At 53.8% G+C, this 25866-nt stretch carries 33 protein-coding genes, 2 tRNA genes and 2 pseudogenes; 34 read left to right on the top strand and 3 right to left on the bottom strand.

The annotated features are described in order from the left end of the window. Positions 1 to 132: 132 nt before the first annotated feature. The 5 genes from B5F17_RS13320 to B5F17_RS13340 all read left to right on the top strand — a co-directional run bounded on the left by B5F17_RS13320 (position 133) and on the right by B5F17_RS13340 (position 2021). The gene (locus B5F17_RS13320) at positions 133 to 495 is read left to right on the top strand and encodes a DUF551 domain-containing protein (RefSeq protein ID WP_162608192.1); all 363 of its coding nucleotides are present in this window, start codon (positions 133 to 135) and stop codon (positions 493 to 495) included. A gap of 25 nt (positions 496 to 520) precedes the next feature. Further along, positions 521 to 1123, top strand: coding sequence for a hypothetical protein (locus tag B5F17_RS13325; protein ID WP_087374568.1), 603 nt, complete (start codon positions 521 to 523; stop codon positions 1121 to 1123). A 65-nt stretch (positions 1124 to 1188) separates the two neighbouring features. Next, entirely contained in the window at positions 1189 to 1497 is a 309-nt protein-coding gene (locus B5F17_RS13330; RefSeq protein ID WP_087374570.1) for a hypothetical protein, read from the top strand. A gap of 313 nt (positions 1498 to 1810) precedes the next feature. Beyond that, positions 1811 to 1885, top strand: a tRNA-Gly gene (locus tag B5F17_RS13335). A gap of 60 nt (positions 1886 to 1945) precedes the next feature. Further along, a tRNA-Thr gene (locus B5F17_RS13340) sits at positions 1946 to 2021 on the top strand. A gap of 429 nt (positions 2022 to 2450) precedes the next feature. Here B5F17_RS13340 and B5F17_RS15145 read toward each other — a convergent pair. From B5F17_RS15145 to B5F17_RS13355, 3 genes are read right to left on the bottom strand one after another with little or no spacing between them, the layout of a single operon-like run. Then, positions 2451 to 2930, bottom strand: a complete 480-nt coding sequence (locus B5F17_RS15145; protein ID WP_087374572.1) for a type II toxin-antitoxin system RelB family anti-toxin — start codon at positions 2928 to 2930, stop codon at positions 2451 to 2453. Between the two features lie 14 nt (positions 2931 to 2944). Beyond that, a complete protein-coding gene (locus B5F17_RS13350; RefSeq protein WP_162608193.1) occupies positions 2945 to 3373 on the bottom strand; it encodes a hypothetical protein in 429 nt (142 codons plus the stop codon). 24 nt (positions 3374 to 3397) lie between these two features. Then, entirely contained in the window at positions 3398 to 3691 is a 294-nt protein-coding gene (locus B5F17_RS13355) for a hypothetical protein (protein ID WP_087374576.1), read from the bottom strand. A 251-nt stretch (positions 3692 to 3942) separates the two neighbouring features. Between B5F17_RS13355 and B5F17_RS13360 the strand changes: the two genes are divergently transcribed. The 29 genes and pseudogenes from B5F17_RS13360 to B5F17_RS13500 form a co-directional block, all read left to right on the top strand. Continuing rightward, positions 3943 to 4425 carry a terminase small subunit gene (locus tag B5F17_RS13360; protein WP_275532134.1) on the top strand — a complete coding sequence of 161 codons (483 nt, stop codon included), beginning with the start codon at positions 3943 to 3945 and terminating at the stop codon, positions 4423 to 4425. A gap of 29 nt (positions 4426 to 4454) precedes the next feature. Continuing rightward, the gene (locus B5F17_RS13365; RefSeq protein WP_087374650.1) at positions 4455 to 5690 is read left to right on the top strand and encodes a PBSX family phage terminase large subunit; all 1236 of its coding nucleotides are present in this window, start codon (positions 4455 to 4457) and stop codon (positions 5688 to 5690) included. Continuing rightward, entirely contained in the window at positions 5677 to 7146 is a 1470-nt protein-coding gene (locus tag B5F17_RS13370) for a phage portal protein (protein ID WP_087374581.1), read from the top strand. Before B5F17_RS13365 ends, B5F17_RS13370 begins: the two co-directional genes overlap by 14 nt. A 173-nt stretch (positions 7147 to 7319) precedes the next feature. Then, positions 7320 to 7574 (top strand): hypothetical protein, encoded by a 255-nt coding sequence (locus B5F17_RS13380; protein WP_087374584.1) that lies wholly within the window; start codon positions 7320 to 7322, stop codon positions 7572 to 7574. Further along, a complete protein-coding gene (locus B5F17_RS13385) occupies positions 7543 to 8694 on the top strand; it encodes a phage minor capsid protein (protein ID WP_087374586.1) in 1152 nt (383 codons plus the stop codon). Before B5F17_RS13380 ends, B5F17_RS13385 begins: the two co-directional genes overlap by 32 nt. Then, positions 8691 to 8825: a hypothetical protein gene (locus B5F17_RS15260; RefSeq protein WP_275532135.1), complete on the top strand. Its 135-nt coding sequence runs from the start codon at positions 8691 to 8693 to the stop codon at positions 8823 to 8825. The genes B5F17_RS13385 and B5F17_RS15260 overlap by 4 nt, the downstream gene beginning before the upstream one ends. Before the next feature lie 89 nt (positions 8826 to 8914). Next, on the top strand, positions 8915 to 9145 hold the full coding sequence (locus B5F17_RS13390; RefSeq protein ID WP_242968771.1) for a ferritin family protein: 231 nt from the start codon (positions 8915 to 8917) through the stop codon (positions 9143 to 9145). Further along, positions 9145 to 10362, top strand: coding sequence for a DUF2213 domain-containing protein (locus B5F17_RS13395; protein ID WP_087374588.1), 1218 nt, complete (start codon positions 9145 to 9147; stop codon positions 10360 to 10362). Before B5F17_RS13390 ends, B5F17_RS13395 begins: the two co-directional genes overlap by 1 nt. A 1-nt stretch (position 10363) precedes the next feature. Further along, on the top strand, positions 10364 to 11107 hold the full coding sequence (locus B5F17_RS13400; protein ID WP_087374590.1) for a structural cement protein Gp24: 744 nt from the start codon (positions 10364 to 10366) through the stop codon (positions 11105 to 11107). A gap of 14 nt (positions 11108 to 11121) precedes the next feature. Further along, positions 11122 to 11640 (top strand): structural cement protein Gp24, encoded by a 519-nt coding sequence (locus B5F17_RS13405; protein ID WP_087374592.1) that lies wholly within the window; start codon positions 11122 to 11124, stop codon positions 11638 to 11640. A gap of 13 nt (positions 11641 to 11653) precedes the next feature. Continuing rightward, a complete protein-coding gene (locus tag B5F17_RS13410) occupies positions 11654 to 12700 on the top strand; it encodes a DUF2184 domain-containing protein (protein WP_087374594.1) in 1047 nt (348 codons plus the stop codon). Then, positions 12700 to 13047 (top strand): hypothetical protein, encoded by a 348-nt coding sequence (locus tag B5F17_RS13415; RefSeq protein WP_087374596.1) that lies wholly within the window; start codon positions 12700 to 12702, stop codon positions 13045 to 13047. Before B5F17_RS13410 ends, B5F17_RS13415 begins: the two co-directional genes overlap by 1 nt. Before the next feature lie 12 nt (positions 13048 to 13059). Next, positions 13060 to 13548, top strand: coding sequence for a DUF4054 domain-containing protein (locus tag B5F17_RS13420; protein ID WP_087374597.1), 489 nt, complete (start codon positions 13060 to 13062; stop codon positions 13546 to 13548). Continuing rightward, entirely contained in the window at positions 13545 to 13928 is a 384-nt protein-coding gene (locus tag B5F17_RS13425; protein ID WP_087374599.1) for a hypothetical protein, read from the top strand. Before B5F17_RS13420 ends, B5F17_RS13425 begins: the two co-directional genes overlap by 4 nt. Beyond that, positions 13925 to 14404, top strand: a complete 480-nt coding sequence (locus B5F17_RS13430; protein ID WP_087374620.1) for an HK97 gp10 family phage protein — start codon at positions 13925 to 13927, stop codon at positions 14402 to 14404. Before B5F17_RS13425 ends, B5F17_RS13430 begins: the two co-directional genes overlap by 4 nt. Then, positions 14401 to 14877 carry a phage tail terminator family protein gene (locus tag B5F17_RS13435; RefSeq protein WP_087374624.1) on the top strand — a complete coding sequence of 159 codons (477 nt, stop codon included), beginning with the start codon at positions 14401 to 14403 and terminating at the stop codon, positions 14875 to 14877. The genes B5F17_RS13430 and B5F17_RS13435 overlap by 4 nt, the downstream gene beginning before the upstream one ends. Positions 14878 to 15006: 129 nt before the next feature. Continuing rightward, entirely contained in the window at positions 15007 to 16344 is a 1338-nt protein-coding gene (locus B5F17_RS13440; protein ID WP_087374626.1) for a phage tail sheath family protein, read from the top strand. Positions 16345 to 16359: 15 nt separating this feature from the next. Further along, entirely contained in the window at positions 16360 to 16839 is a 480-nt protein-coding gene (locus B5F17_RS13445; RefSeq protein ID WP_087374628.1) for a phage tail tube protein, read from the top strand. 12 nt (positions 16840 to 16851) lie between these two features. Next, positions 16852 to 17265 (top strand): phage tail assembly chaperone, encoded by a 414-nt coding sequence (locus tag B5F17_RS13450; RefSeq protein WP_087374630.1) that lies wholly within the window; start codon positions 16852 to 16854, stop codon positions 17263 to 17265. Positions 17266 to 17429: 164 nt separating this feature from the next. Continuing rightward, on the top strand, positions 17430 to 19301 hold the full coding sequence (locus B5F17_RS13455) for a tape measure protein (RefSeq protein ID WP_087374632.1): 1872 nt from the start codon (positions 17430 to 17432) through the stop codon (positions 19299 to 19301). Positions 19302 to 19312: 11 nt separating this feature from the next. Continuing rightward, positions 19313 to 20095 (top strand): hypothetical protein, encoded by a 783-nt coding sequence (locus B5F17_RS13460; protein ID WP_087374634.1) that lies wholly within the window; start codon positions 19313 to 19315, stop codon positions 20093 to 20095. Continuing rightward, positions 20085 to 21059, top strand: coding sequence for an XkdQ/YqbQ family protein (locus tag B5F17_RS13465; RefSeq protein WP_087374636.1), 975 nt, complete (start codon positions 20085 to 20087; stop codon positions 21057 to 21059). The genes B5F17_RS13460 and B5F17_RS13465 overlap by 11 nt, the downstream gene beginning before the upstream one ends. Position 21060: 1 nt before the next feature. Then, positions 21061 to 21477 carry a DUF2577 family protein gene (locus B5F17_RS13470; RefSeq protein ID WP_087374638.1) on the top strand — a complete coding sequence of 139 codons (417 nt, stop codon included), beginning with the start codon at positions 21061 to 21063 and terminating at the stop codon, positions 21475 to 21477. A 3-nt stretch (positions 21478 to 21480) separates the two neighbouring features. Then, positions 21481 to 21894, top strand: coding sequence for a DUF2634 domain-containing protein (locus B5F17_RS13475; protein WP_087374640.1), 414 nt, complete (start codon positions 21481 to 21483; stop codon positions 21892 to 21894). After that, positions 21891 to 23006 carry a baseplate J/gp47 family protein gene (locus tag B5F17_RS13480; RefSeq protein ID WP_087374642.1) on the top strand — a complete coding sequence of 372 codons (1116 nt, stop codon included), beginning with the start codon at positions 21891 to 21893 and terminating at the stop codon, positions 23004 to 23006. The genes B5F17_RS13475 and B5F17_RS13480 overlap by 4 nt, the downstream gene beginning before the upstream one ends. Beyond that, the gene (locus B5F17_RS13485) at positions 22999 to 23625 is read left to right on the top strand and encodes a putative phage tail protein (protein WP_087374644.1); all 627 of its coding nucleotides are present in this window, start codon (positions 22999 to 23001) and stop codon (positions 23623 to 23625) included. The genes B5F17_RS13480 and B5F17_RS13485 overlap by 8 nt, the downstream gene beginning before the upstream one ends. Continuing rightward, positions 23626 to 24348 carry a hypothetical protein gene (locus B5F17_RS13490; RefSeq protein ID WP_087374646.1) on the top strand — a complete coding sequence of 241 codons (723 nt, stop codon included), beginning with the start codon at positions 23626 to 23628 and terminating at the stop codon, positions 24346 to 24348. 13 nt (positions 24349 to 24361) lie between these two features. Then, positions 24362 to 24931, top strand: a pseudogene (locus B5F17_RS15355) (DUF6273 domain-containing protein); the annotation flags it as partial. Between the two features lie 51 nt (positions 24932 to 24982). Next, positions 24983 to 25866 (top strand): annotated as a pseudogene (locus B5F17_RS13500) (hypothetical protein); the annotation flags it as partial.

A 25866-nucleotide genomic window follows, 5' to 3' on the forward strand; every position in this document is an offset into this window, starting at 1 on the left:
AGATTTCTACACACACAGACAGAATGTATGAACATTGGAAGGGATACGAAATTGACTTTTCCGGCATCGGGAAAACCGTATTCCTGAGCCGTGAAGATGCCGAAAAGGCTGTGGAAATGGAGAAGAACGGGAATGACTGAGTATATCGAGAGAGAAGCGCTGCTCGAAGCGATGGTTACATCAGATGAGAGAATAAACTTGTTTCAGGCAGGGATTGCGTCGGCTCGAGCGGTTGTCGCAAGTGCGCCGACCGCCAATGTCATCTCAGCAGAATGGATCAAAGCAGATGAACGTCTGCCGGACGATGAGAGGGACGGAGAAACGGTGCTGGCCATTGTGTCCGGAAAGCCACACGAGAATATTACGTTGTGCCAAGCGATTATGCTGGCAGGATATTTTGGAGAAGAAGGGTGGCTTGTAAACGAATATCCGGAATGGGAGAGACCAGTGGTGACGCACTGGATGCCGCTGCCAGGGCTGCCGAAAAACAAATAACGGATGACCGAATTGGAGGAAGACCATGGAAACTTGTAAATTATGTGTGAGCATCCCGGGCAAGAGCCTCAAGATCGACATGCCGAGGCCGGACGCGGAGGTCTGGTTTACAACACTGGTGGATGCGCTGCTGAACAACCAGCCGGAACCCGATCAGGAGCTGGACGAGGACACTCGGGTAGAGCGTGAATATGAAGATGACGAGGATTTAGTTGAGGAGGATGCCTCGGAGGAAGCGGGAGAGCCGGAAGACGCACAGGACACAGCCCCCCCTAAATCGGTGATCGACGTCAAGGAGACCCGCTCGCGGCCGGAACGTGCACAGGATGATCAGGACGAGCAGGAGGGATACAAAGGATTTTTGCGCATTCGGTGTGATGTATGCGGAGAAATCCGAGGATTCAACGCCCGGCAGCGGATCAGAAGCAGCTGGTGCCCGTGCGGAGAACACACACCGCTTATAGATCTGGATAAGATTGTCGCACGTTGCAGCGCGTGCGGAAATACATGGGTTTACCGTACGAATAACACGGAACCGATTGATGAAATCATCTGCTTGGAATGCGGTGCACCGATCACGCTGGAGCAGGACAAGCACGGGAACTATCGGACTATCGAAAGAGAATAAGATATGCCGAGCGGGAGGAGATTGGAGTTGAGATTTATTGATTTGAAAACGGGAGAGAAACCAGAATGAGCAAGCGGGGTCAACTGGCATACATACGGGAGGTGCTGCGGTCATACCCGGAGATTAAGCGAAAGCCGTCGACGCACAGAACGGACAATGAAGCTGCTCGCCTGCAAGCGGTTGAGGATATGATGGACGAGCTCGGACGGATGCCGGATGGAGCGCAGCGGCAGAGGTTCGTACGGATGCTGTATTTTGAGGGACGATATACCTTTTGGGGTGTCATTGATAAGGTGCCGATCAGCCAGCGCACAGCACGCCGCTGGAATGCCAGGGTGATGGATATCATGGCGAATAAAATGCACCTGATTTGAAAGTTGGCACTTTTCGTCCATTGAGTTGTGATATGATGCAGACAGTGGTAAGACAACCGGCCCCAACCACCACCACCGCCGGTTGTCGAGCCACTGAGATCATCTCTTCTGTATCCACCCGCCCTGCATTCGCGGGGCGGGATCCCCGTCACGATCATATTCATGCATTGATCCTCCTTTCTCACGGGCCGCTCGGCGGCCCATATGCCGCAGCACGGTGCATGAGCCGTTCGTGGTATGTCTCCTTCTTGATGACCTGCTCGGCTGTTGACGATCTGGTTTGATATCAGATAATAGGTCGAGCGGGATGTATGCGGATGTGATGTAATTGGCAGCATTCCAGCCTTCCAAGCTGGCCGCGCGGGATCGTACCCCGTCATCCGCTCCAGACCAGACGGTCGGCAATCAACTCCATAGTTTCGGGCGGTATTCCGGCCGCCCGTGACATGCTGCTGTAGCTCAGTTGGTAGAGCAGCTGATTTGTAATCAGCAGGGCGGGGGTTCGAATCCTCTCGGCAGCTCCATAAATGCGGTGGCGGAATAGAGCGTTAGTGTGTAGCGATGTAAAACAATTAAAGCCAGAATACACACCGGGCGGGCTTGATTGTAATTGTAGACGCATAAAGGTATGTTCATCTGCGAAGCGTTACGCGAGATGCAAAGACGCATAGCTTAAAACCTTATAATGATGACATGTGATGTGCAAATCATCACCCGCATTTAACAATTATTGACGGCGAAAAACTTGAAAACGAAAGGAAGTGAATTGCGATCTCCTTCTGGGTTTGAGTTTGATGCACCATGCCGTCAATTTGCTGGGCATAGCCCATCCGTAACCAGCCGGACGTGAGCCGAGCGAAAACGGCGCATACCTCGCAAGAGGTATATCACCTCAATGCCTGCAGGAGGGCAAAGGGTGACAAAAAACCCGGCCTCTAGGGCCGGGTTGGGAATCAATCAAGTAATATTTTTTTGAGAGCTGTCAGGTTTTCCGGGGTGGGCTTAACCTCTCCGCGCTCCCAGCGGGAGATATGAGCCTGATCGACGCCCATCAACTCAGCAAGCTGTGTTTGGGTCATCTTTTTAGCCTTGCGAGCTGCACCAATGTCAAAACTTTGCGAGGGGATGGGACGCTTGTACAGTCCGGCGTAATAGCCGAGTTGCCAAGATGCCTGCATATCGAGCGGCTGGACGGCCTCGGAACCCCCAGCAGTCTGGTAGTCTATATTGTCGATCTCACACAGTGCGCGACCGATCTCCGGCTCAATGGCAGCCATTAAGCCACGAGCAAAGCCTTGCTGCATGACCTTGGCAAGCGCAGAGTAGGGACGCTGGGCTGCCAGAGTGGTGTCTCCACCAACAGGATTTTTGGGGGACTCGGCATTGATACGGCCAAATACCCATCCAAAAATATAAGATTCGCGGGTTGTCATGGTTATATCTCCTTTCAAAGTGCGGTGATGTGGCGGCCGGTATCATCATACCAGCACAGACACGGTTGACCGTCTACATGCATGATAATCTCATCAACGTAATACCGTACATCATCCGGAGAGCAGATGAGCAATCTTCCGTCCACAGATTCGCTCCAATCCCACCCAGCAGGGAGAGACACCGACAGCTCGTCATACATGCCAGACTCCACTGCGGGGATATCGGTGTATACAGGCTCGCGCTCGTGACCCAGCATCCCGTGGTTTGCGTAGATGATACGGACCCAAAAGTCAGGATTACACATGAGGTCACAACCATTGATCCAAATGTCGTAACCTGTGAGGGGGGCGGACTCCGGGGTATCCGAGTTTGCGGTGCGGCGATCACGGATAATCTGATGGTACTTTGGGTTTGTCCACTGCTCAATCTGTTGCATAGTCATGTTTGCCATGATGATCTCCTTCTTTTATGCAGCAATAAATTCGCCAGTCAGGTTGTTAACGTAACCAATCTTCTCGGTACGCTTGCGGTTCCACGCGTTGGTGTAAACAGCGACCTCAACATAGGTGCGAGAGTGACCAGCCTTAACCCAATCATTTACGCGGACCTTGGTGTTCCAGTCGATCTCGGAAGCCAGCTCTTCGGCGGCCTTGATGGCCTTGGCCAGTGCCCATGCAGCCTTGAGCGCTACGCTCATGCTGACGCTATTCTCGTGGCGGATGCTCCAAGCGTTCTTCATGATATCGTGTCTGTTATACATATCTCTCGCTCCTCTCTTGTTTATGTATTTATTATACCATGTTTTATGTATTTGTAAATACATATTATGGTAAAACATGCATAAATTTGAAATGGAATAATTGTATACTTTTACATATGAGAGCCGCGACAGGGCTTGACCGGGTTCGATTCCCGGGACTCTCAACGCCTGTGCGGGCGAGAATTTATCTGAAAAAGGCAGAGGCCGGGAGAAATCCCGACTAAAGCCGTACCAGGACGGAGGTGAAAAACGTGGGGAGAACCCCAAAGTATAAGAGTCCGAAAAAGATGCAGGCAGCAATCGACGCATATTTCGAGGAATGCAAAGGGGAGCTGCTCACGGACAAAGAGGGAAAGGCCGTACTGGATAAATACGGTGCCCCGATCTACCTCAACCGACGCCCGCCAACAGTAACAGGGCTGGCGCTTGCGCTCGGATTCACCTCCAGGCAGGCGCTATTAAACTACCAAGCAAAGGACAATTTTGTTGACACGGTCACGCGTGCGAAAACCAGGATTGAACAGTACACAGAGGAGCGATTGTTTGACCGGGAAGGCGTGCAAGGAGCAAAGTTTAGCCTGGTCAACAATTTTTCAGGTTGGCGTGAAAAAGGAGCGAATCCAGCGGACTCCCAACAGGAGCAGCAAGGGAATATGCAAGCGCTGGTGGAACTGCTCAAACATCCTGCGCCTGATCGCAACCTCAAGGACTTTGAGGGGGACGATGACCGATGAATTTGCCCGCACCATTCAGCCAGAACCAAATGCGTTTTTTTGATCGCTGTTTTGACTCATGGCTCAACGTGGCTGAGGGAGGCAAACGCGGAGGAAAAAACGTCCTGATCACGATGGCGTTTTGCGCGAAGCTGGAGACCCATCCAAGCCGTATACACCTGATTGCTGGAGTGTCTACAGCAACAGCCCGACTTAATATTTTGGACTGTGATGGATTCGGAATGTTGAATTTTTTCGAGGGACGCTGCCGCGCCGGCCAATATCAGAACCGAGACTGCTTGTATGTGCGGACACCGGTCGGGGAGAAAATCGTCCTGATCTCCGGAGGAGGAAAATCTGGAGACGAAAAGCTCATCAAAGGTAACACTTACGGCATGGCCTATATCACTGAAGCGAACGAGTGCACGCCGGAATTTATCAAAGAGTCATTTGACCGTACACTGTCCAGCCCCAAACGCACGATATACCATGACCTCAACCCGAAAGCAGAGGGGCATTGGTACTACAAGGATGTGCTGGAACACCATGAGGAAGCCCAGAAACGGAATCCGAATTATGGGTACAACTATGGGCATTTTACCATCGCTGATAACATGAGCATCGGAGATGACCAGCTGCGTCGCGCGCTGAGCACATACGACAAAACGAGCCTGTGGTATGACCGAGATATCCGCGGCCTGCGCCGCGCTGCTGAGGGCCTGATCTATGATATGTTCCGGCAGGATGCCAATACATACGACGTACCGCCGATTGATCTGGTTGACAGATCCACGCGCACGATTGCGTGCGACTACGGTACGACCAACCCGTGTGTGTTCCTCGACATCTACGATGATGGAGAGACCATCCGCGTCGAGCGGGAGTACCGCTGGGACAGCCGTAAAGAGCACCGACAAAAGACCGACGCAGAATATGCGGATGATATGGTCGAATTTATGGGCAGCAACTACTGCACGATCATCGTGGACCCGTCGGCAGCATCATTTATTCTGGAGCTGCAGAGCCGGGGATTTTACGTTGTGCCGGCTGAAAACAATGTGATAGACGGAATTCGAAACACATCGAAGCTGTTTGTGCGCAGGTGCATCCAGATCAATAAAAACCAGTGCACGGCCTTGATCGACGAATTGGGCGTGTATGCGTGGGATCGGAAGGCCGCCGACCGAGGAGAGGAAAAGCCGGTCAAGGAGAAAGATCACGCACCGGACGCCCTGCGCTATTACGTGAACTCGCTGCCGGATTGGAGGATAAATGTCCAGACGTAACAAACGCCGCGTCAATCGCGCGGCAGACGAAAAACCGAATACCATGCAGGCATCGCAGGTAATGGATGCGTTCTCCAACCCGCTGTTTCGGCTGGGGTATGGGTCGCAGTCGCCGATGGAGGCGACCGAGTACCCGTTAACCAGGCTATCCGACAACTATGCGCTGCTCAATAGCCTGTACCGTGATAACTGGGTCGTGCAAAACGTCGTGGGAATCATCCCGGACGACATGACCAAAAACTGGTTTACGTTGACCGGTGCGATCTCTCCGGAGCATCTGGCAGAGTTTGACCGGGTGCAGCGTATGACCCAGATCCAGGACAGAGTCAATGCGGGATTGCGGTGGGGACGATTGTACGGCGGCGCAGCCGGGCTCATCCTCATCCGTGGACATGAGACACTTATGGATCAGCCGCTGGATTTGGAAACCATCATGCCAGGGACATTCGCAGGCTTGTACATCCTGGATCGCTGGTGCGGTATTGTGCCGGACGTGGAGCTTGTCACGGACATCGGTGACCCGGAATTCGGGCTGCCCGCGTACTACTCGATCACAATGGAAAACGGAGACACGCTGACACGGGTGCATCACTCGCGCATCATCAGGTTTCTGGGCAGAGAGCTGCCATACTTGGAAAAAATCGCCGCGATGTACTGGGGCGAGTCTGAGGTGGAGGCAATCTATAAGGACATCGTCAAGCATGACAACGTATCGGCGAATATGGCTGCATTGACGTTCCGCGCCAATGTAGACCGGATGGAGGTCGCAAACCTCGATCAGCTGTTCTCGATTACCTCTGGCCAACAGCAGCAGAGGTTCTGGAGTGTGATGCAGGCACAGAGTGCAGTCAAAAACAATTTTGGTATCCAGCTTGTCAATAAGGGAGATACGATGACCAATACACAGTTTGCCCAGTTCTCTGGACTAAGCGACGTGTATGACAGTATGTGTCTGGATCTTGCTGGCGCCTCGCGCATCCCAGTGACCAAACTGTTTGGCCGCTCTCCGGCCGGAATGAACGCCACTGGAGAGAGCGATCTGCAAAACTACTATGACTATGTGGATACGCTGCGAGAAAAGTCGCTGCGGCCGATCCTGTACAAGCTGCTGCCGATTATGACCATGAGTGCATGGGGTATGATCCCCGAGGGCTTGGACATTGCATTCCCGCCGCTCTGGACACCGACAGCCAAAGAGGTTGCGGAGATCGCCAAAGCCAAGGCCGAGACCATCACAATGGCGTACCAGGACGAGCTGCTTGACCAGGGAAGTGCTCAGAAGGAACTCAAAAAGCTGGCCGACGAGACGGGAATGTTTGACAGTATCACGGACGAGCAGATCAAGGCCAACGCGGGGCGCACGTATCAGGATGCCACCGCGCTGCGCGATCCGCTGGCCGGAATCTCATTCAGCCAGCCACCGGCAGACGAAAGTGAGGGCGTAACCGATGAATGACAATTTTTTTTCGGCGCAAGGATGTGCAGGCGGAACGAGAGTCTATATCAACGGACGAGAGATCAACAAGGTCAAGGATTATCAGGTAAAGCACGCGAGCCGTGAAGAGGCGGAAATCACGGTGACGTTTTACGCGAAGAGTGTAGACGTGAATTTGAGATTGGAGATAGATCATGGGGTACAGAATTAAGATCGAACAACTTGATGAACAGCCGTCACGGTTGGAAATATCAGGAGTAGATCAGTCTGTTGGAGGATACCGGTTCGAACAGCAACAGATTGACCGGTTATGCAAGACCATCACAACCATGATTGTGATATACGGAATGGGTGATGTGATGGAGCGAGCAGAAAAGATAGTCAAAAATCTGATCGGAAACATGAAGCAGGAACCCAATGGCGAAACTGATTCGACAGCCGCCGAATGAGGCGGCACTTGACAAACTGAGGGAAATCTACCTTCTGGCCGAGAGCAACATCATCCGAGAGATTGGACGGTTGCGATCGAGAGGGCTGGTGGATTACCACGCCGTCGCTGCGCTGGAGAGAATCCAGAAGATACTCCAAACCATGATTGACGATTGCTGGACGTACACGCCTAGGATGGTCGAACAGCAGTTTTATGTGCGTGTTCCGGAAGCGCGGAAAATCTTGGAGCCGGTAGAGAAACACATTGCAGGCTACCAGAATGCACAGGTGTTGACGTCAACCCAGATGTCTATCGTGGACACATTGGTGACCAACCTGATGGCAGAGGTCACAGAGGCGGCGCAGACCGCGCAGGCCAGATTGCAGGATATCCTGATCGGCCCGCTGGATGATCGGACACGGACCACCGCGCTGGAATTTGCTGCACAGACGGCGGCAGAGGGAAAAGGCGTATACAAGGCGCTGCCGGAGTTTGTCGCTGCGCTGCGTCGGGATGGCGTTATCGCCTTTACCGACCGAGCGGGACGAGATTGGAGTCTGCATACATATTGCTCGATGTGTGCCCGCACGACATCCAGACAAGCCGAGACGCTTGCTGTGCTGACCGCAGATGAGGCACACGACTTGTACAAGATCTCAGCACATGGCACGACATGCGGCCTGTGCGCACCGTTTGAGGGGAGAGTATACAGCCGATCAGGAACAGACCCGGATTTCCCGCCGCTGTCGGTGGCGTTCGGCAAGGTAGACCCAAACGGAACCGACGATCTGACCAATACATACCTCAACATCCATCCAAACTGCCTGCACTTGGTGTTGCCGTGGACACCAGCCGGGCGCACACCAGAAGAAATCCAGAAAATCAAGGATTTCTCAAACCCGGCCAAAAATCCGTTTTCGGTTGACCCGAGAACCAAAAAACAAATCGAGGCATACCGAAAAAAGGAAAAGGCACGTGCGCAATGGCTCAGAGACTACAGGCAATGGGAACGCTATCAGATAACGCTCGGTGATAAAGTGCCGAAGACGTTCGCCACGTTCCAGAAGCATAAGCAGGCCGACGATGAAACATACCGCAAGTGGCTGCTGGAGTACAGGAGGGCAAACCGGAAAGCATGACTGATAAAACCATCAAGGCTATTGAGTCGATCCTGAAAAAAGGCGACCGCGTGGAACTGATTCCGGGACCTGATAACGAGGTCAAGGTCATCCACATCAAGCGCAAAAAAGTTGATATTGCCCGTCCGTGAATGTTCGGACGGAAGGACTAAAAGGAGTCAGCTTGTAAGCAGTGCTTACAGGTTGGCTCTTTTATTTTTGCTTTCGAGGAGGTGCACCGGTGAACGAAGAAATGTACATCGAATTGCTGAAAAAGGCTCTGGCTGCTGAGACCGAGACTGTGCGGCTGTATACCGCGATTATGGCGGTGGCACCGCGCAGCCATCTTGAAAAGTTTCTGGAGCTGAACGCCGATGAGACCGATCACCAAGCCATTATCGCTGACCTGCTGCTCGAGGTAGCAGCCGGAGAATCGGCAGACCAGGAAGAGCTCGTGCCGGGGGTGGAGTGATGGCGCTGACATATTACGGCTCCAGAATCAGCCCGCACATGACAGAGACGCCGGAGGGATACCTGATCTGTCATGATGTGCCGATCAACCGCACGGGAACTCAGGAATACACGGCCGGAGAGATGCAACTCGACGGCGATCCTGAGCGCATCATCACCGTAAACCGATATCCGGAGGACGTGTTTGACGCTGCGGCGCTCGCGTCGTTTGAGGGTAAGGATGTGACGAGCGGGCACCCGCCTGAAAACCTGACGCCGGAGAATCATGCAGCATACAGCAAGGGTCACGTAGAAAATGTGCGCCGAGCGGGAGACCAGACCATCGCGGATCTGCATATCAAGGACGCGACGCTGATCTCGGACATCAAAAACGGAATTATCCGCGAGGTGTCCTGTGGATATGTGTGCAACTGGGAACCGGACGGTGCAGGGTACAAGCAAACCAACATCCGAGGCAATCACGTTGCCATTGTCCCGCATGGAAGGGCAGGGCACGACGTTGCAATAAAAGATCAGGCCGCCGAGCAGGCGGAGAAAGGAAGTAAAGCAATGAGCAATTTTTGGAGAGGCTTTCTGACCGCTTTCGGAGAGGCGGCGAAGGATGCAACCCCCGAGCAGATGGAACAGGTCACCAACGCAGCCGTAAAGGCGCTGGACGCTGCACCCGCTGGAAAGGCGCCGGAAGCGGAACCCGCCGCAAAGCCTGAAGGGAATACCAGTGACGAGATGATCGAGCGGGCACCCAAGGGCGATGACATCGGCTCTAAGCTCGACCGCATCTTGGAGATGCTGGAAGCCAAGGCGCGCGGTGGTCGCGGTGAGCATGATCTGCATGACGAGAGCGACCTCGATGAGATGATCGCTAAGCTGTCCGGAAAGGGCGAAGGCGAAAGAGAGGAAGAAATGGATGCTGAATCTGCGGTGACCGTACCGGCTGAGCAGATGGAGGACAAGTCCGCCTGCGACAGCGCTGTCGCACTGCTCAAGCGTGTGCGCCCGGCCGTTGCGCAGATCAAGGACGCTGGTGACCGTGCGCGTGTTGTTGATGCGCTGCTGTCTACCCTGGGCAATGGCAATATGGGAGGCATCCTCAAGGCGGCGCATGACTCTGCAAGCAGAGCAGCTGCCACCACCCAGAAAACCACATACGAAGCCCGCTGCGCGGAATCTGAGGCCAACTATGCGGCACTCAACCCGCATGTAAGAAAGCAGGGATAACATGCTGAAACCGCAATCCATTGGAATTTCAATGGCACACGGTTTTGCGGGATCGTATGCGCGACAGCCGGACATGATTGTGACCACAGCTGCACTGGGAGGAGATTATCCGATCACGTTTGGTATGCCGCTGATCCGTGGAGAGAACGGCGCGGTACTGCCGATGGGAACTGGTGCGACTGCGTACCAGTTTGTCGGAGTATCGGGCTGTGAGATCAAGGGAACGGCGGGATACATGGAACAAAATGTCGGGATGTATTATCCGGACGAGCCGGTCAGTGTGTTCCAGCGAGGCTGCATCAATGTCAAATGCCAGAAGGGACAGCCCGTTATTGACGGCCCTGTGTATGTCAGAGTTACCCAGAGCGGATCGTATGTCGTTGGAGGATTTGAGGCCGAAGCGGACGGGGGAAACGTGGTGGAGCTGATTAACGCCCAGTGGGCAGGCTCCGCAGATGCAAATGGAATTGCAGAGTTGCGTATTGCCTATGTCGGACCGGTACCGGAAGGTATGCAGGGACCGCCGGGACCGCAGGGCGAACCTGGCCCGCAAGGTGAACCGGGACCTCAAGGTCCACAAGGTGAACCGGGCAGTACCTACACGCTGCCGGATGCATCACAGGAAACGCGCGGAGGTGTGCTACAAATGGCTGCAATCAAAGACATTTCTGAGGCACCTACCGCGGAAGATTTTAACAACTTATTGGCAGCACTCCGTACCGCCGGAATGCTGGCTGAATCGTAAAGGAGTGAAAATTTATGGGACTGAATCCTCAGACGATTGGGCAGTCGATGCCTAATGGCTTTGCTGGATGCTATGCACGGCAGCCGGACATGATCGTAAACACCAGACCGGCCGGGGGATCGGCTGCCATCCCGTTTGGCACGCCGCTGAAATATTCGAGCGGCGCGGTCGTGGCGATGGGCGCATCGGATACTGCAGACCTGTTTGTTGGTATCGCTGGTGCAGAAATCAAATCCGCACTGACCTATCTGGATCAGTATCAGGGAGAGTATGCGGTTGGCGAGCCGGTCAGCGTGTTCCAGCGAGGCGCAATCAACGTATTTTGCCAGCATGGAACCCCGGCGCTCGGCCATCCGGTATACCTGCGCATTACTGCCAATGAGTCGTACCCGTCGGCACTGGTCGGAGGACTGGAGCAGAGCGCAGACAATGACTCGGGCAAGCTGATTGAGCTGCCCAACTGCCAGTGGGCAGGTCCTGCAGATGCAAATGGCATCGCAGAAATGCGAATTATGACGATGGTCAACGCGTAAGGAGGGGTAACGAATGTACACAAATGTTGGAACGGTTAATGCAGGTGTGATTACTAATCCTGCACCGATGATGCCCATGGCATCCGGAGTGCCGGTGATGGATGAGGCTGGAATCAAATCCGGCGGCGCCTTCCTGGTATCCGAGCTTGAAAAGCGCGATCCGATGATCCGCAAGCCGTTGACCGCGGTAACCTACCCCCGCGATATTGTAATCAAATCCGGCGGTGGCTGGGTAGATTACGTATCCGCAATGTCTGTGGCATACGGTATCACCGGTGGCGCAGGAAATGGTCCGGTAACTGCAGGCGGCGCAAACGGCCTGCCCATCGTACAGGCGTCCGTTGACAAGGGACTGTACAAGGCACATGTGTTTGCAGTTGCTCTGCGCGTCATGTTCCAGGATATGCAGCGCTCGAATTTTATCGGCCGATCGCTGGATCAGATGCTGACCGACGGAGTGCGTATGGCATATGATAAGCACAATGACCAACTCGTGTACACCGGTCTGAGTGAGTACGGTACCACCGGTCTGATCAATAACCCGGACGCGGTGGAGACTACGGTTGCAGCCGGTGCAGGCGGGAAGACCAACTGGGCCGACAAGACCCCGGATGAGATCCTGGCAGATATCAACACTGCAATCACTGCCACCTGGGCGGCTGCAGCGTATGATCTGGACGCAATCCCCAACCACATCCTGATCCCCTACGAGGAGTACACCTACATCCTGACCACTAAGGTGACCGAGCTCGCAACCGAAACCATCTATGACTATGTGATGCGCAATAACGTCGCCACAAAGAATGGCGGATCGTTGTTTATCGGTGCGACCAGCTGGTGCAAGGGCGCCGGAACTTCCACTACTGACCGTATGGTCGTATACGTCAACAAGGAGCGATACGTCAAGATGGACGAGCTGGTTCCGCTGTCCCGTATTATGTCGGCACCCAACGTAGCCTATGTGTGCTATGACACTGCATACATGGCAAATCTGTCCGAAGTGCAGATCATGTATCCGCAGACCATCACCTACTGGGACGGCATCGGAGGCGCAGTATAATGTCGTTCGTCATATCGCACCGTAATGTCATCGTTCCGATTGGCGGCACGGCATATCCCATCAGCCGCGGTTTTGTCGGAGAGGTGCCCGATCAGGTAGCACAGACCGCATATTTTCAGGCACTTGTCAAGGATGGTAAGATCTCCATCCCTGCGAGCAAAAAGGACTGTGCCATCGCCGTTGCCATGGAGCAGGAACCGGAGCGGGTAGAACCTGCCGTGTCGGTAGATACGCAGCCGGAGCAGTCCGAGCAGCCGGATGAAGAGCAGAGCGAAGACCGGGAAGCGACCGAGACCGAACCGGAACCCAAAAAGAATACCGGTCGAAAGAAAAAGACCGAGGAATAAGGAGGCACCGGGATGTACTACTGGGGAAAACCGCAGTTTTACGGCGTGAGAGCCGAGGCAGCAAATATTGGCCGACAGACTGGAAACTACACTGCAGAGATGTTCCAGGCGGATTATCCGCAGTTTTACGACCCGGAAGGCCAGCCGCTCGCGCCGAGCACCATGATCGACATGATTATCAACCGCGCCAACACCGCCATCCAGCCGGACAAATGGCTCGACGGATGGCGGTACGGCTGCGGCCTGTATGTGGCACATTACGTAACGATGTACCTCAAGACGTATGCGGCCAGCTCAGCAACACCGCAGCAGGCCGCTGCCACCGGTGCGCTGGTTGGTGTCGTGTCGTCGGCAAAATTGGGCAATGCGTCGGTAACGTATGACACGGATGCGCTGACCAAGGCAACCGAAGGCTGGGGCGACTTGAATGCCACAATCTATGGCCAGATGCTCGCTACACAGGCGCGGCTCGTAGGAATGGGAGGTACATACGTCACATGAATTTTGCAGATTGGTACACCGATACCGTAGATGTATGGCGCGTACAGCCTACGACCGCGAATAGCCTGACCACAAACCAGCGCGTCGAGGTACTGACCGCAGTCCCGTGCCGCGTATTCCAATCCGACAATCGCGCCATCCAGATGAAACAGGAAGCCGCAGAGGTCCATCAGGAGGATTATCTCGCGTGCGATGTGTCGGTAAGCATTCAGGCAGGCGACGAGCTGCACATCCATCGAGGCGCACTGATCGGACAGAATTTCCCCGAGATGCGAGCGTTTGCCGCAGACCCAAACCCGTATTTCGAGCCGTTTGGCGCGGTTGTTCCGGGATTGGAGCATCAGGAAATCCGGCTGTTGCAGCAGGAGCGAGTGAAATGAACCTGAGTGAGTATGCCGATCGGCTGCGTCGGAATGAATCGCAGGTAAATGACCGTATGGTGGAGGCGATGCGCAATGCCACCATGCGAGCAGTTGAGAAGGCGCAGGAGCTGACGCCGCCGAATGGAGACGTCAGAGGCGCGAACACGCGGACAGGAGACATGAAAGCCCACTGGGCTACTGATAGCCAAACAGCCCCGCAGCAGAGAGGAAATAATTTGGTGACCGTATTGGCAAACAACGTGCAGTATGCATCATACGTCAACGACGGCCACCGAATGGACAGGCATTTTGTCCCAGGACTGGTCATCAATGCGGCCGGAATTTTGGACTATAACCCGGGCGGAGAGGGCGGCATTGTAGTGGGTACGAAAACCACGTATGTACCTGGGCTGCACATGACGGATGAGGCCAAAAAGGTGTTTCAGAGTGTGCTGGAGAGCGAGCTCAGACGATTGGGGGAGTTGTTCGAATGAACTTCACAATATCGACCATTGCGCAGTCTCTCGCGGCCTATCTGGCCCCGACGCTGCCGGGGGTGACATTTTACCAAGACCCCAATCAGCAGGGCACACAGACGCCGTGTGCGTTCATACAGCAAAGGTATTCCCGCATCACCCCGTATACAAACGGGAGATTCCTGCGCGAGATCGGGCTGGATATCACCTATTTGGAGGACTACAACCTACCTGATCTGCAAACCAGGTACGTGGCAGCGTCTGAGGCACTGGACATGGTCATGGAGACCTTCCCCTATTCGGATGGTAACGAGACTGGACTGATCCGCACCTACGAGCGGGAGCCAACGATAGACCTGGACGCGCTGCACTACAAATTCGAGATCAAGGTATTTGTCGAGCAGCCCGAAACCGCAGTCAAGATGCAGAAAATCGACGAACTGAACGAGGATGTGATAACGGTTGTCGAAGAACAAGAAGTTTACACGTGAGGCGCTACTGAAAAGCAAGCGGTTTGCGCATATCCAGCCCGATTTTCTCCGGGCAATCCTCACGAAAGAGGAATACACAATCGCGGAGGCCAATGCCGCCGTGAAGAAATTTTTTGGAGGTGAAAAGTAATGGCGGGTGGAACCTGGACCACACAGAACAAGGTCCGGCCGGGCGTGTACATCCGATTTGCAACCGGAACTGGACTGGGTCTGACCGTCGGAAACCGCGGCACGGTAGCGATCTGCGAGCCGATGAGCTGGGGACCGGTCGGTCAGGTTATGACCGTTGTCAACGGAGAGGATACGACCCCGTACTGTGGTTACCCCATCACCGACCCGGGCGCAATGTTTTTGAGAGAAATTTTCAAAGGAACAAACCGCACTGCGGCCCCGCAGCAGGTATTGCTGTATCGCCCGGCTGCGGACAGCGCACAGGCGGCCACAGGCACGATCGGCACTATGACGGTCACGGCGCTCTATACCGGAACCCGTGGCAATGACATCACGGTTGTTGTCACTGAGGATGCGGACGATGAGGGCACGTTTACGGTATCGACCGTCGTGGACGGCGCGATCGTGGACACCCAGACCGGTGCAAATATTTCCGACCTGGTTGCAAATGATTGGGTCACGTTCTCTGGAAAGGGCGCGATTACGGCATCGACCGGACAGGCGCTTTCTGGAGGTTCGGACGGAACGGTACAGGCCGCGGCCTATGCGACATTCCTGACCACGATCGAGGCATACGATTTTGACATCCTGATCTACGACGGATCGGACTCTGCGACGCTTACGGCAATGCAGTCGTTTGTCGAGCGCATGGCCAACGACAATGGACAGTATTGTCAGCTTGTTGCTGCAGAGATGACCAATCCCAATAGCCGATTTGTCATCAACAATGAGACTGGAGTCACACTGTCGGATGGAACAGAGCTGACCGCGCAGCAGGTTTGCTGGTGGCTCGGCGGCGCACAGGCAGGCGCGCAGTACAACCAGTCCTTGACCTATGCGGCCTATCCAGACGCTGTAGCGGTTGAGCCAGTGCTGACGAACAGCCAGATCATTTCAGCCATCAACGCCGGACAGCTTGTCCTGATTGCCGAAAATGGCCAGGTAAAAATTGAGACCGATATCAATAGCCTGACCACCTTTACGCCGGAGATCGGCAAGGTATACCGCAAAAACCGCGTTATGCGCCTGTGCAACACGATTGCAAACGACATTTACCAGCAGTTTGCGGCCAATTATATCGGAATCGTCAACAACAACGACGCTGGCCGCTCGCAGTTCCGCGCGGCGATTGTGGGATACATGATCGATCTGCAAGGGGAGCAGGCAATCCAGAACTTTAGTTCGGATGATGTTGAGGTGCTGCCGGGCAATGACATTGACTCGATCATCGTCAATCTGGCCATCCAGGCGGTTGACTCGGTCGAGAAGATCTACATGACTGTAACGGTGTCGTAAGGAGGCGAAAATAACATGAGTCAGTACTTACTTGAACGCGACACAGTCGCGGGCATGGAGGGAACGGCAGTAATGACGGACAGCTCCGGAAAAAACCATGTGCTGTTTGGATTGATTAACATTGAAGCTGATGCGGATATCCAAAGTACAGAAATGAAAGTGGTGGGAACTCGTAAGATCCAGGATAAGCCTGCTGGAGCCAAGCAGACCGGTACTGCCAAAATCTATTATGGAACCACATACTTTCAGGATATGGTACTGGAATACATGCATACGGGCAAAATGCCGTATTTTGATATCCAGATCATCAATAACGACCCGACTAACACCATCGGACAGCAGGTCATGGCGTACTATGGCTGCAAGATCATCAGCAAAATTCCGCTATCCATTTTGGATGCGGATGTACAGATGCTCACGATGGATATTTCGTTCAGTTATACCGATGTGCAGAAGCTCCAGGGATTTACGGAACCTGCACAGCTCGGCTCGTAAAGGAGGATATACATGGCAACTCTTTCCGCATTTCTCAACCCTGTTCCGGTCGAGACCAACCATGAGGTTGTAATTTCTGACAGATTCCGCAATGAGGATGGCACGGTACAGCCGTTCGTTATCCGCGCACTGATGCAGGAGGAAAATGACCACCTGGTCAAGTCCTGTACCAGACAGGTGATGGTCAATGGCCAGCAGGTCAGCAAGTTTGACAATGTACTCTATACACGCAAGCTGATTCTGGCTGCAACTGTGGTTCCCGATTTCTCGGAGAGCGATCTGTGCCAGAGATACGGCGTACTCGACCCCAATCTGGTACCGGGTAAGATGCTGACCTCGGGAGAGTATTCCCGTCTGGCAACGGAGATCACGCAGCTGTCCGGCTTCCAGCGTCCGGAAGAGGTAGGAGAAGAGGCAAAAAACTAATTGACGGGGGCGACGCTGAGACAGTATGTGCATATTACATGTTTGTCAATCACGGATGGCCCCCGAGTAAGTTTGATGCCCTCCAGTTCCGGGAAAAAGTTCTGATATCGGAGTTCATTCGCAAGGAAATCCGAGACAGAGACAAGAAAAAGTGAGGTGAGCAAATGCCGAATATCCGAGAAGAGCTGACGCTGGTTGATAATTTCTCATCCCCGTTCACGCGGTTCATCCAGTTGGCCGAGCAGTCGGCCGCATCTGTAATGGATCTGCGTGGATCGCTCAACAACATTGAAACGACGACCGCACGTGCGGCACTTGCCACCGAGCAGCTTGCGCAGCAAATGTCTGGAGCAGGCCGACAGGCTGATAATGCAGGCAACTCCATTGGTGGCCTGATGGGGAAGGTGAAGGGACTGGTTGCATCCTATGTCGGGCTGCAAACACTGACTGGTTTGGTAAATCTGTCTGATACCTTTACTCAGACTACTGCACGCATTGATTTGATGAACGATGGGCTGCAAACCACCCAGGAACTGACCCAGATGATCTACCAATCGGCGCAGAATTCACGCGGCGCGTTTGACACGACTGCGGCTATGGTATCTAAGCTGGGAACCCTGGCCGGAAATGCGTTTAACAGCTCGCAGGAGATCGTTGCGTTTGCCGAGCAGCTGAACAAGCAGATGGCTATATCCGGAACCAGCGTGCAGGAAGGACAAGCCGCAATGCTTCAGCTGACGCAGGCGATGGCATCCGGTGTGCTGCGTGGTGAAGAATTGAACTCGCTGCTTGAGCAAACCCCGATGATTGCGCAGACCATTGCGCAGTATCTTGGAGTTAGCACGGGTGAAATGAAAAATATGGCATCCGAGGGGCTTGTCACGGCTGAGATCGTAAAAAATGCAATGTTCTGGGCGGCCGACGAGACCAACCGCAAATTCGAGCAGATGCCGATGACGTGGGCGCAGGTCTGGCAGTCGTTTAAGAACACTGCCACCATGGCGCTGCAGCCTGTGCTGAATGGGATCAACTGGTTGGCGAACAACATCGATATTGTAGCACCGTTGGTTCTTGGACTTGCTGGCGCGTTTGCGGTATTCCTGATCGCAGCCAACTGGGTCAATATCTGTACGGCGGCGACAACATTGCTGGCCAATGTGCAGGCCATGGCTGCTGCTGTAATGGCTACGTCGTGGGGATTGCCACTGATTATTATCGTGGCGCTTATCGGCGTATTCTTCGCCGCGGTAGCTGCGGTCAATCACTTTGCAGGCACGTCAGTTTCGGCAGTAGGAATCATCGTTGGAGTGTTTGCGGCGTTGTTTGCATTCGTGTATAACACCGTGATCGTAAACCTGTATAACGGGTTTGCAATGTTTGCAAACTTTATCGCCAACGTATTCACAAATCCGGTTGCGGCTGTAAAAGTGTTGTTTTACGACATGGCCGCGACGGTGCTGGGGTATATCTCCAATATTGCGCACGCGATTGAAAATCTGATCAATGCTATTCCTGGTGTGCAGGTATCTATCACGAGCGGGTTGGATGGGCTGGTGAATAACCTTAAATCCGCATCCGCAAGTGTCAAGGCCGAATCTGGATATAAAGAATACTTTAAACCCATGGAATATAAGGACTTGACCGGTGCGTTTCAAAGCGGATATTCCGCTGGGTCTAACTTTAGCTTTAGCGGATTGTTTGGTGGCGGCGGTTCTGGGGTTAGTATCCCGTCGGTAGGATCGGCGTCTGATCTACTGGGAGACATTGGCAAAAACACTGGAAAGACCGCAGGCAACACCAGCGCTCTCAAAGACGCTGTTGATATGACCAACGAAGACCTGAAAATGCTGGTTGACATGGCCGAGCGGCAGTATGTTGCGCAGGTCAATCTGACCGCACAGTCCCCAGTCATCAACATCACCGGCCAGAACACCGGAAACACGGCGGACGATCGCGCGGCGATGGCTGACGCAGTCAAGCGCGTGCTGCTCGAGCAGCGTGCCTCTGGAACCTACCGTGCGTATGCAAGAGTGTAAGGGGGCACGATATGGCGAACAATTACGGATTGTTTTTTGCACGGGACGGACTGGTCATTCGTATGCCGGTCAACCCGGAGAAGAACGACACCAAGAAGGACAACGAGAACGACGACTACAATGTGCTGTCACTCGGCCCGATTGTGGTACCCCGCCTGCCGGCACTGAAGAAGTTTTCGTGGGAGGGGCTGCTGCCCGGACGACCGAATGACCCGTGGGTACTGACCAAAAACGAATTTCGGGAACCTGAGTTCTATATCCAGTTTTTAGAATCGGCAATGGATGACCGTGTACCGATCGTATACACTCCTGTACGGTATTACGAGGACGGCACACCGTACATGACGAGCGAAACCGGCATGGAAGTGCTGGTAACATCGTTTGAGTATTGGGAGCAGGGAGCGGAAACCGGTGATTTTTATTACTCGCTCGAACTGACGGAGTATAAGGACTACACTCCGAGAATCCTGCAAACCCAGTCGGGAGGCACCATCACAAACGCCGACGCGCAGACGGCAACAGTCACCAGAACGCGGCAAATCCCGCAGGGGAAATTGTACGCAGGGGTGACGGTAAAGGTCACTGGAACCTGCCATGGAGGAAATGGACCGGGGGAGAATGGGGAAGGTGAACCGCCGACTACGCAATTGTCTGGATTGTACGGAACGGTGGGACGGCTGGTGACAGCCGACCCGCTGACACCGTATCCGGTTATGATCCGGGACAGCTACGGAAATTTTGTTGGATGGGTTAAAGAGGAAGATTGCCAAGTGGTGAATCAGAATGGTATATGAACTGATTGTCGCGAATAAGCGCACTGGTCAGATCTTCGACTTGTCCACGATCACAACCGAGGTCACCTACACCACCAACCGCACCGGCCAGCCGGGGACTCTTAAATTTACCTTGCAGAAGGCTGGACAGCTTGACTATCTCGAAGGCGACGAAGTGCGCCTGTCGGTGAACGGTCAGCTGATCTTTTATGGATGGGTGTTTACCAAAAAGAAAGACCGGTGGGGAAAAATCGAGAATACCTGCTATGATCGGCTGCGTTATCTCAAGGCATCGGCGGTGTATGCATTTTACGATCAGACCGCAGAGTCGATCATCCAGCAGATCTGCGCAGACCTGCAGGTTGATATCGGGACCATCGAGGCCACCGGCTACACGCTGCCGGAGTACATCAAAGATCAGGAGACCAGCTGTCTGGACATCATCAGCGAGGTGCTGGAGCAAGTTCTGCTCAACACGGGCAAGATCTTCGTTCTGTACGACAACGGAGACGGTGTGAGCCTGAGCAGCGCCGAATCTATGAAAGTGCAAATTTCTCTGGGAGACGGTGCGTATGTGGGTGATTACACCTACACAACCGATATTGACGAGCAGACCTACAACTCGATCAAGTTGGCCAGACCGAATGAAGAGACCGGCCGCGCCGATGTCTTTGTCACGGAGGACAGCGAGAATATGGGCAAGTGGGGAAAGCTCCAGTATTATGCGCAGGTTGATGAAGCACTCAACGATGCGCAAGTGGCTGAGATGGGCGCACAGATGCTCGAGTATTACAACCGACGGCTGCGCACGCTCACAGTCGAGTCTCTCGGCGTTCCGGGTCTGCGAGCGGGACAGATGGTATATATGCACATCTACCAGCTTGGAGACATCAATCTGGAGCAATGGGTACTGCTTGAAAAAGTGACTCATAAATTTGAACAAAACTTTCACACGATGACTTTAGAGACAATGGAGCTGGGATGACATGGAACTTGCAGAAGTTTTGTATTTGTATGCGCAGGACGCAATGAAAAACGGAGGTCTGACCGATCTGACTATCGGCACGGTCACCGGCGTCAATCCGCTGGAGATCACGACCAAAGTGGCCATGGCGCCGCTGCGGCAGCAGGTGTTGTTTTTAACCGAGCCGGTCATTGAGAAGAAAATCCCAATCCTCCAGCATAATCATGTCATCCATGACACCTACACCGGCGGCGGACAGAGCGAGGACAACCTGCTCCAAGATGCTATCGTCTGCTACGAGGACGGCAAAGCGCTGCCGGTACAGAATGGCTACATCATCCTCAACCGCGCACTGGAGGTCGGGGATAAAGTACTGCTGCTGCGCGTGATGGGTGGCAAACGCTTCATCGTCCTGTCTCGTGTGTTTGGAGGTGGTTAAAACATGGCGATCACGCCAACGGCTGGCGCAGTCAGCCTTGCAAATACGCTGGAGATCGTCGAACAGCCGACCCTCACATACTATGTAGATCCCGACACTAAGCGCATCCGCGGCACCGCGGACGGTCTGACAGCCATGCGGCAGGCGGTAGAGATTATCCTGTTTACCGAGCGATATCGCTGGCAGATCTACAGCCCCTATTTTGGAGCGGAGCTGGACAACCTGATTGGGTTGGATTCGGGATATGTCGCAGCCGAGCTGCTGCGGCGCGTCCGGGATGCTTTTTCGGTAGATTCCCGCATTCTCTCGGTCGAGGACTACAAGTACACCTACAAAGACGGTGTGCTGACCGCCTCGTTCACGGTTCGGACGATCTTCGGCAATCTTGAACAGATATTGGAGGTGACGATCTCTTGATTGATTTTTCGTCCCAGACATTCCAAAACCTGCAAACGGCCATGCTGAATCAGGTGCCGAACACCATCGACAAAAGAGAGGGTTCTATGATCCAGACGGCGATCGGCCCTGCGGCGCTGATTATGTCCGATGCATACGTGTCGCTCAACATGGTGCAGATGCAGGCATTCATCCAGACCGCGTCCGGACAATCGCTTGATTATCTGGGCGTGATTGCTGGCCTGACCCGATACCCGGCTAGTCCGGCGGTGCGTCTGGGAATTTTTAACACCAGTGTGCCGATGGGCGCACGTTTTTCGACGATCGACGGCAACAACTCGATCAATCTGGTCGTCACCGCGACGACCGACGAGGCCGACCAGTACCAGCTGACCGCAGAGACGCCGGGCACGATTGGCAACAGCTATGTTGGCCCCATCCTGCCGATCACGGCCATCAGCGGCTTGACGTCGGCGCAGATCACCGACATTTTGGTGCCCGGTGACGATACCGAGACCGACGACGAGTTCCGCGCACGCATCATTGACGCGCTCAATAACCAGCCGTTTGGCGGTAATATTGCCGACTATAAGACCAAGGTTATGACCATCGATGGCGTAGGCGCGGTGCAGGTCTGGCCGACCTGGAACGGCGGCGGCACGGTCAAGCTGTCCGTACTCGGTGCGGACTATAAACCGGCCAGCGCGGAGCTGGTTGAGAATGTCCAGAACGCAGTCGACCCGCCGCCCAATCAGGGACTGGGGCTGGGCACTGCACCTATTGGCGCACAGGTTACCGTTGTCGCACCCACCAGCGTGACGGTCAACGTGTCCGCAACCCTGACGCTGCTGCCGGGATACGAGATTGCACAGGTGCAGACACCCATCGAGACCGCAATCTCTAACTACCTGCTGACTGTGAGCCAAGGGTGGGGAACACTGATTGCGACCGATCATGTCGAGTATGCAGCCGACGTATATGTCGCCCGTGTTATTGCTGCCATGCTGACGGTGCCGGGTGTTGTAAATGCGACAAACGTGCAGCTCAATGGCGGCACGGCAGACCTGATCCTGACGCAATCCGGTACGACGCAGCAGGTACCGACCATGGGGACGGTGACGCTGAGTGTATGAGTTTGACCCGTCGGTCTGCAAACAGATTCCGACCTGGTTCCAAGATATCTTAGAGTATCAGGAACTGTGTCAGACCGAGACCGAGCAGTTCACCGCGTTTCTGGATTCCATGCAGGCCGTGGAAAACAATTTCTTTTTCCAAACGATGGATATCGGTGCAATATCCATTTGGGAGAAAATTTTCCGAATTATCCCCAATCCAGAGACCGAAACATTAGATTTCCGCCGCACCCGCCTGATTAACCGAGTATCGACTAAAGCACCGTTTACGTTGGGATTTTTATACCGCAAGCTTGATGAGCTTATTGGGGTAGGAAAATGGAAAGTGAAGGTGGACCATCAGAACTATACGTTATACATAGAAGCGGAACCGTGTAATAAAAACGGGTGGGACGAGTTGCTGGTTTTATTGAACACAATAAAACCAGCTCATATTATGGTTTTCCCTGCATATCCATTTTCAACCACGCTGTACCTTGGCGGCGCATTGATGCCGTCGCCTGTGACCACTCAGCTGCCGCAATACCTGCCGACCTATGGCGTTGTCCCGGCCTATCCGGGCGGCGTGATGTGCAGCGTAACAACCCTCAGACTACCACCGATGGAGGTGACCAACTAAATGTATGGATTTATCATTCCGGCCAAAGGCATGGAGCTTTTGACCGGCCTGCTCGCCGGGGACACTCTGACCATTACCCGGTGCATGGTCGGCACCGGTCAAGTCCCGGCAGAAACCCAGCCGACAGCCTTGACCGATCTGGTCGCACCGATTGCCCAGGCCACAAGCACCCAGCCGCTTGTGCACGGTAAGCAAGTGGACTTTACAATCCAGTATCGCAATGATTTACATGGCGGGCTGGAAAACGGCTTTTATTTGCGTGAGTTTGGCGTATTTGCCCGAGACAAGAGCGGCGCGGAGGTCATGATCTACTACGGAAACCTGGGCGACTATCCCCAGTGGGTGCAGCCCTACACCCAGGGCGCGGTCGAGGTCAGAAGTTTTCCGGTCGCCATTGGCGTCAGCAACGCGCCCACTGTTATTTTGGAGTATAACGCGGATGCCTTTATGACCGCCGAGGATGTGGCTGATTACTGCACCGTTGTCATTCTGCCACAGTTTCTGGACGAGGCGCGACGGCTCATTGCTGAGCACAACGCCGACCCGGCAGCGCATCCGTATATTCTGGGGGAAGTTGAACAGGTCAAAAGCCGTGTGGCTCTCATCGAGCTGCAATACAGTACGGATGTGAACGGAAATCCATTCCGCGTCACGTTTGAGAATCTGGATGCCGTGGATGTACAGGGCGTATGGAATCAGCCCGCGGCACGGATTGAGTTTTAAGGAGTGATTGCCTATGGAGACAAAAAAATTGGGTGATGTGGCTGTCGGTGAGATTGTCAAACTAAACGAAAATGGATCTCCGGTAGAATATATAGTAGTGCATCAAGGTAAGCCATCTAATATTTATCACGATAGCTGTGATGGTACATGGATTTTACGAAAAGACGTTGTCGAAAAACGAGTATGGAACAATGCTGGAGAAGGTAACTATTATCCTAACTCAAGAGTTCATTCATGGCTTAAAAATACCATGCTTTCTAAATATGATCCATCCATTAACGCTGTTATAAAGCAAGTCAAGATCCCGTATGCAAACGGAAATGGATCATCAGCTGTACAAATCGGATCTAATGGACTATTTTGTAAAATATTTTTGCTATCTGGATATGAAGTCGGGTTTACCGATGATGATAACTCTAATTTTCGACCCGACGGGTATAAACTTAGTTATTTTCTGTCTGGTAGTGGTAGCACGGCAAACAGCAAACGAATTGCAAATTTCAATGGGTCTGCGGTGTATTGGTGGCTCAGATCACCTCAATATAGAGATAGTTCAAATGCTTTTTTTGTCGCAACTGGAGGCAATGAGGGCGGCGCTAGCATAAATTCAGATAGCATCGGAGTCCGGCCCGCAATGATTTTCCCCCCTACATTATTTGTATCTGATGATAGTTATATTATTGGTAATCTTGCACCCAGCGATCCAGATTCTATTACTATCCCTGACACTATCCGCGGCGGCGAGGATACATCTGTAATCTGGTCAGCAGCGACCGACCCTGATGGCAATTTGGACGGCTACATCGTTGAGCGTTCATACAACGGCGGATCGTCTTGGTCGCAGATCTATCAGGGACGATCGACCAGCACGACGACCACCATTCCGTTTGGTACGCAGACAGTCATGTTCCGGGTTTGTGCCTACGATACTTATGGTGAGAAGTCTGGCTGGCGGACGAGTGCCAACAAGACGGTTGTCAACAATCGCGCACCGGCAGCGCCGCCGTCGATCTCCGTGCCGCTCAGTCCGGCAGGCGGAGACAAGCTGACTATCACTTGGACGGCCTCCACCGATGCTGACGGCAACCTGGAGGGCTATGAGCTCGAACGTCAGTGGGACGGCGCGGGGGCATTTACTCAGATCTACAAGGGCGCGGGCTTGTCCTATCAGGACAGCATCCCCAAGGGTGAGCACACCAGTGTCGTCTATCGCGTCCGGGCTTACGACAGCTTCGCCTCCTATTCGTCCTACACGACCAGCCCGAGCCGCACGATCGACAACAACACCGCGCCGGTCATTTCCTGTGATCTGTCTGGTGATTTGGGCGAGAAGTCCGAGGGCTTTACCATCCCGTACACGGTGAGCGACGCCGAGCAGCAGGAGGTGTCGGTTACCGAGCGCGTGGGCGATCTGGTCAAGCGCACCTATACGGCGACATTGGGCGAGCAAGCCACCTTTGAAATTACCGACGAGTATTTCCAGAAGATTCTCAACGGCGCACAGACCGTGCAGATCGT

The sequence above is a fragment of the Butyricicoccus pullicaecorum genome (genome assembly GCF_002160355.1).
GTDB classification, from domain to species: domain Bacteria; phylum Bacillota; class Clostridia; order Oscillospirales; family Butyricicoccaceae; genus Butyricicoccus; species Butyricicoccus pullicaecorum.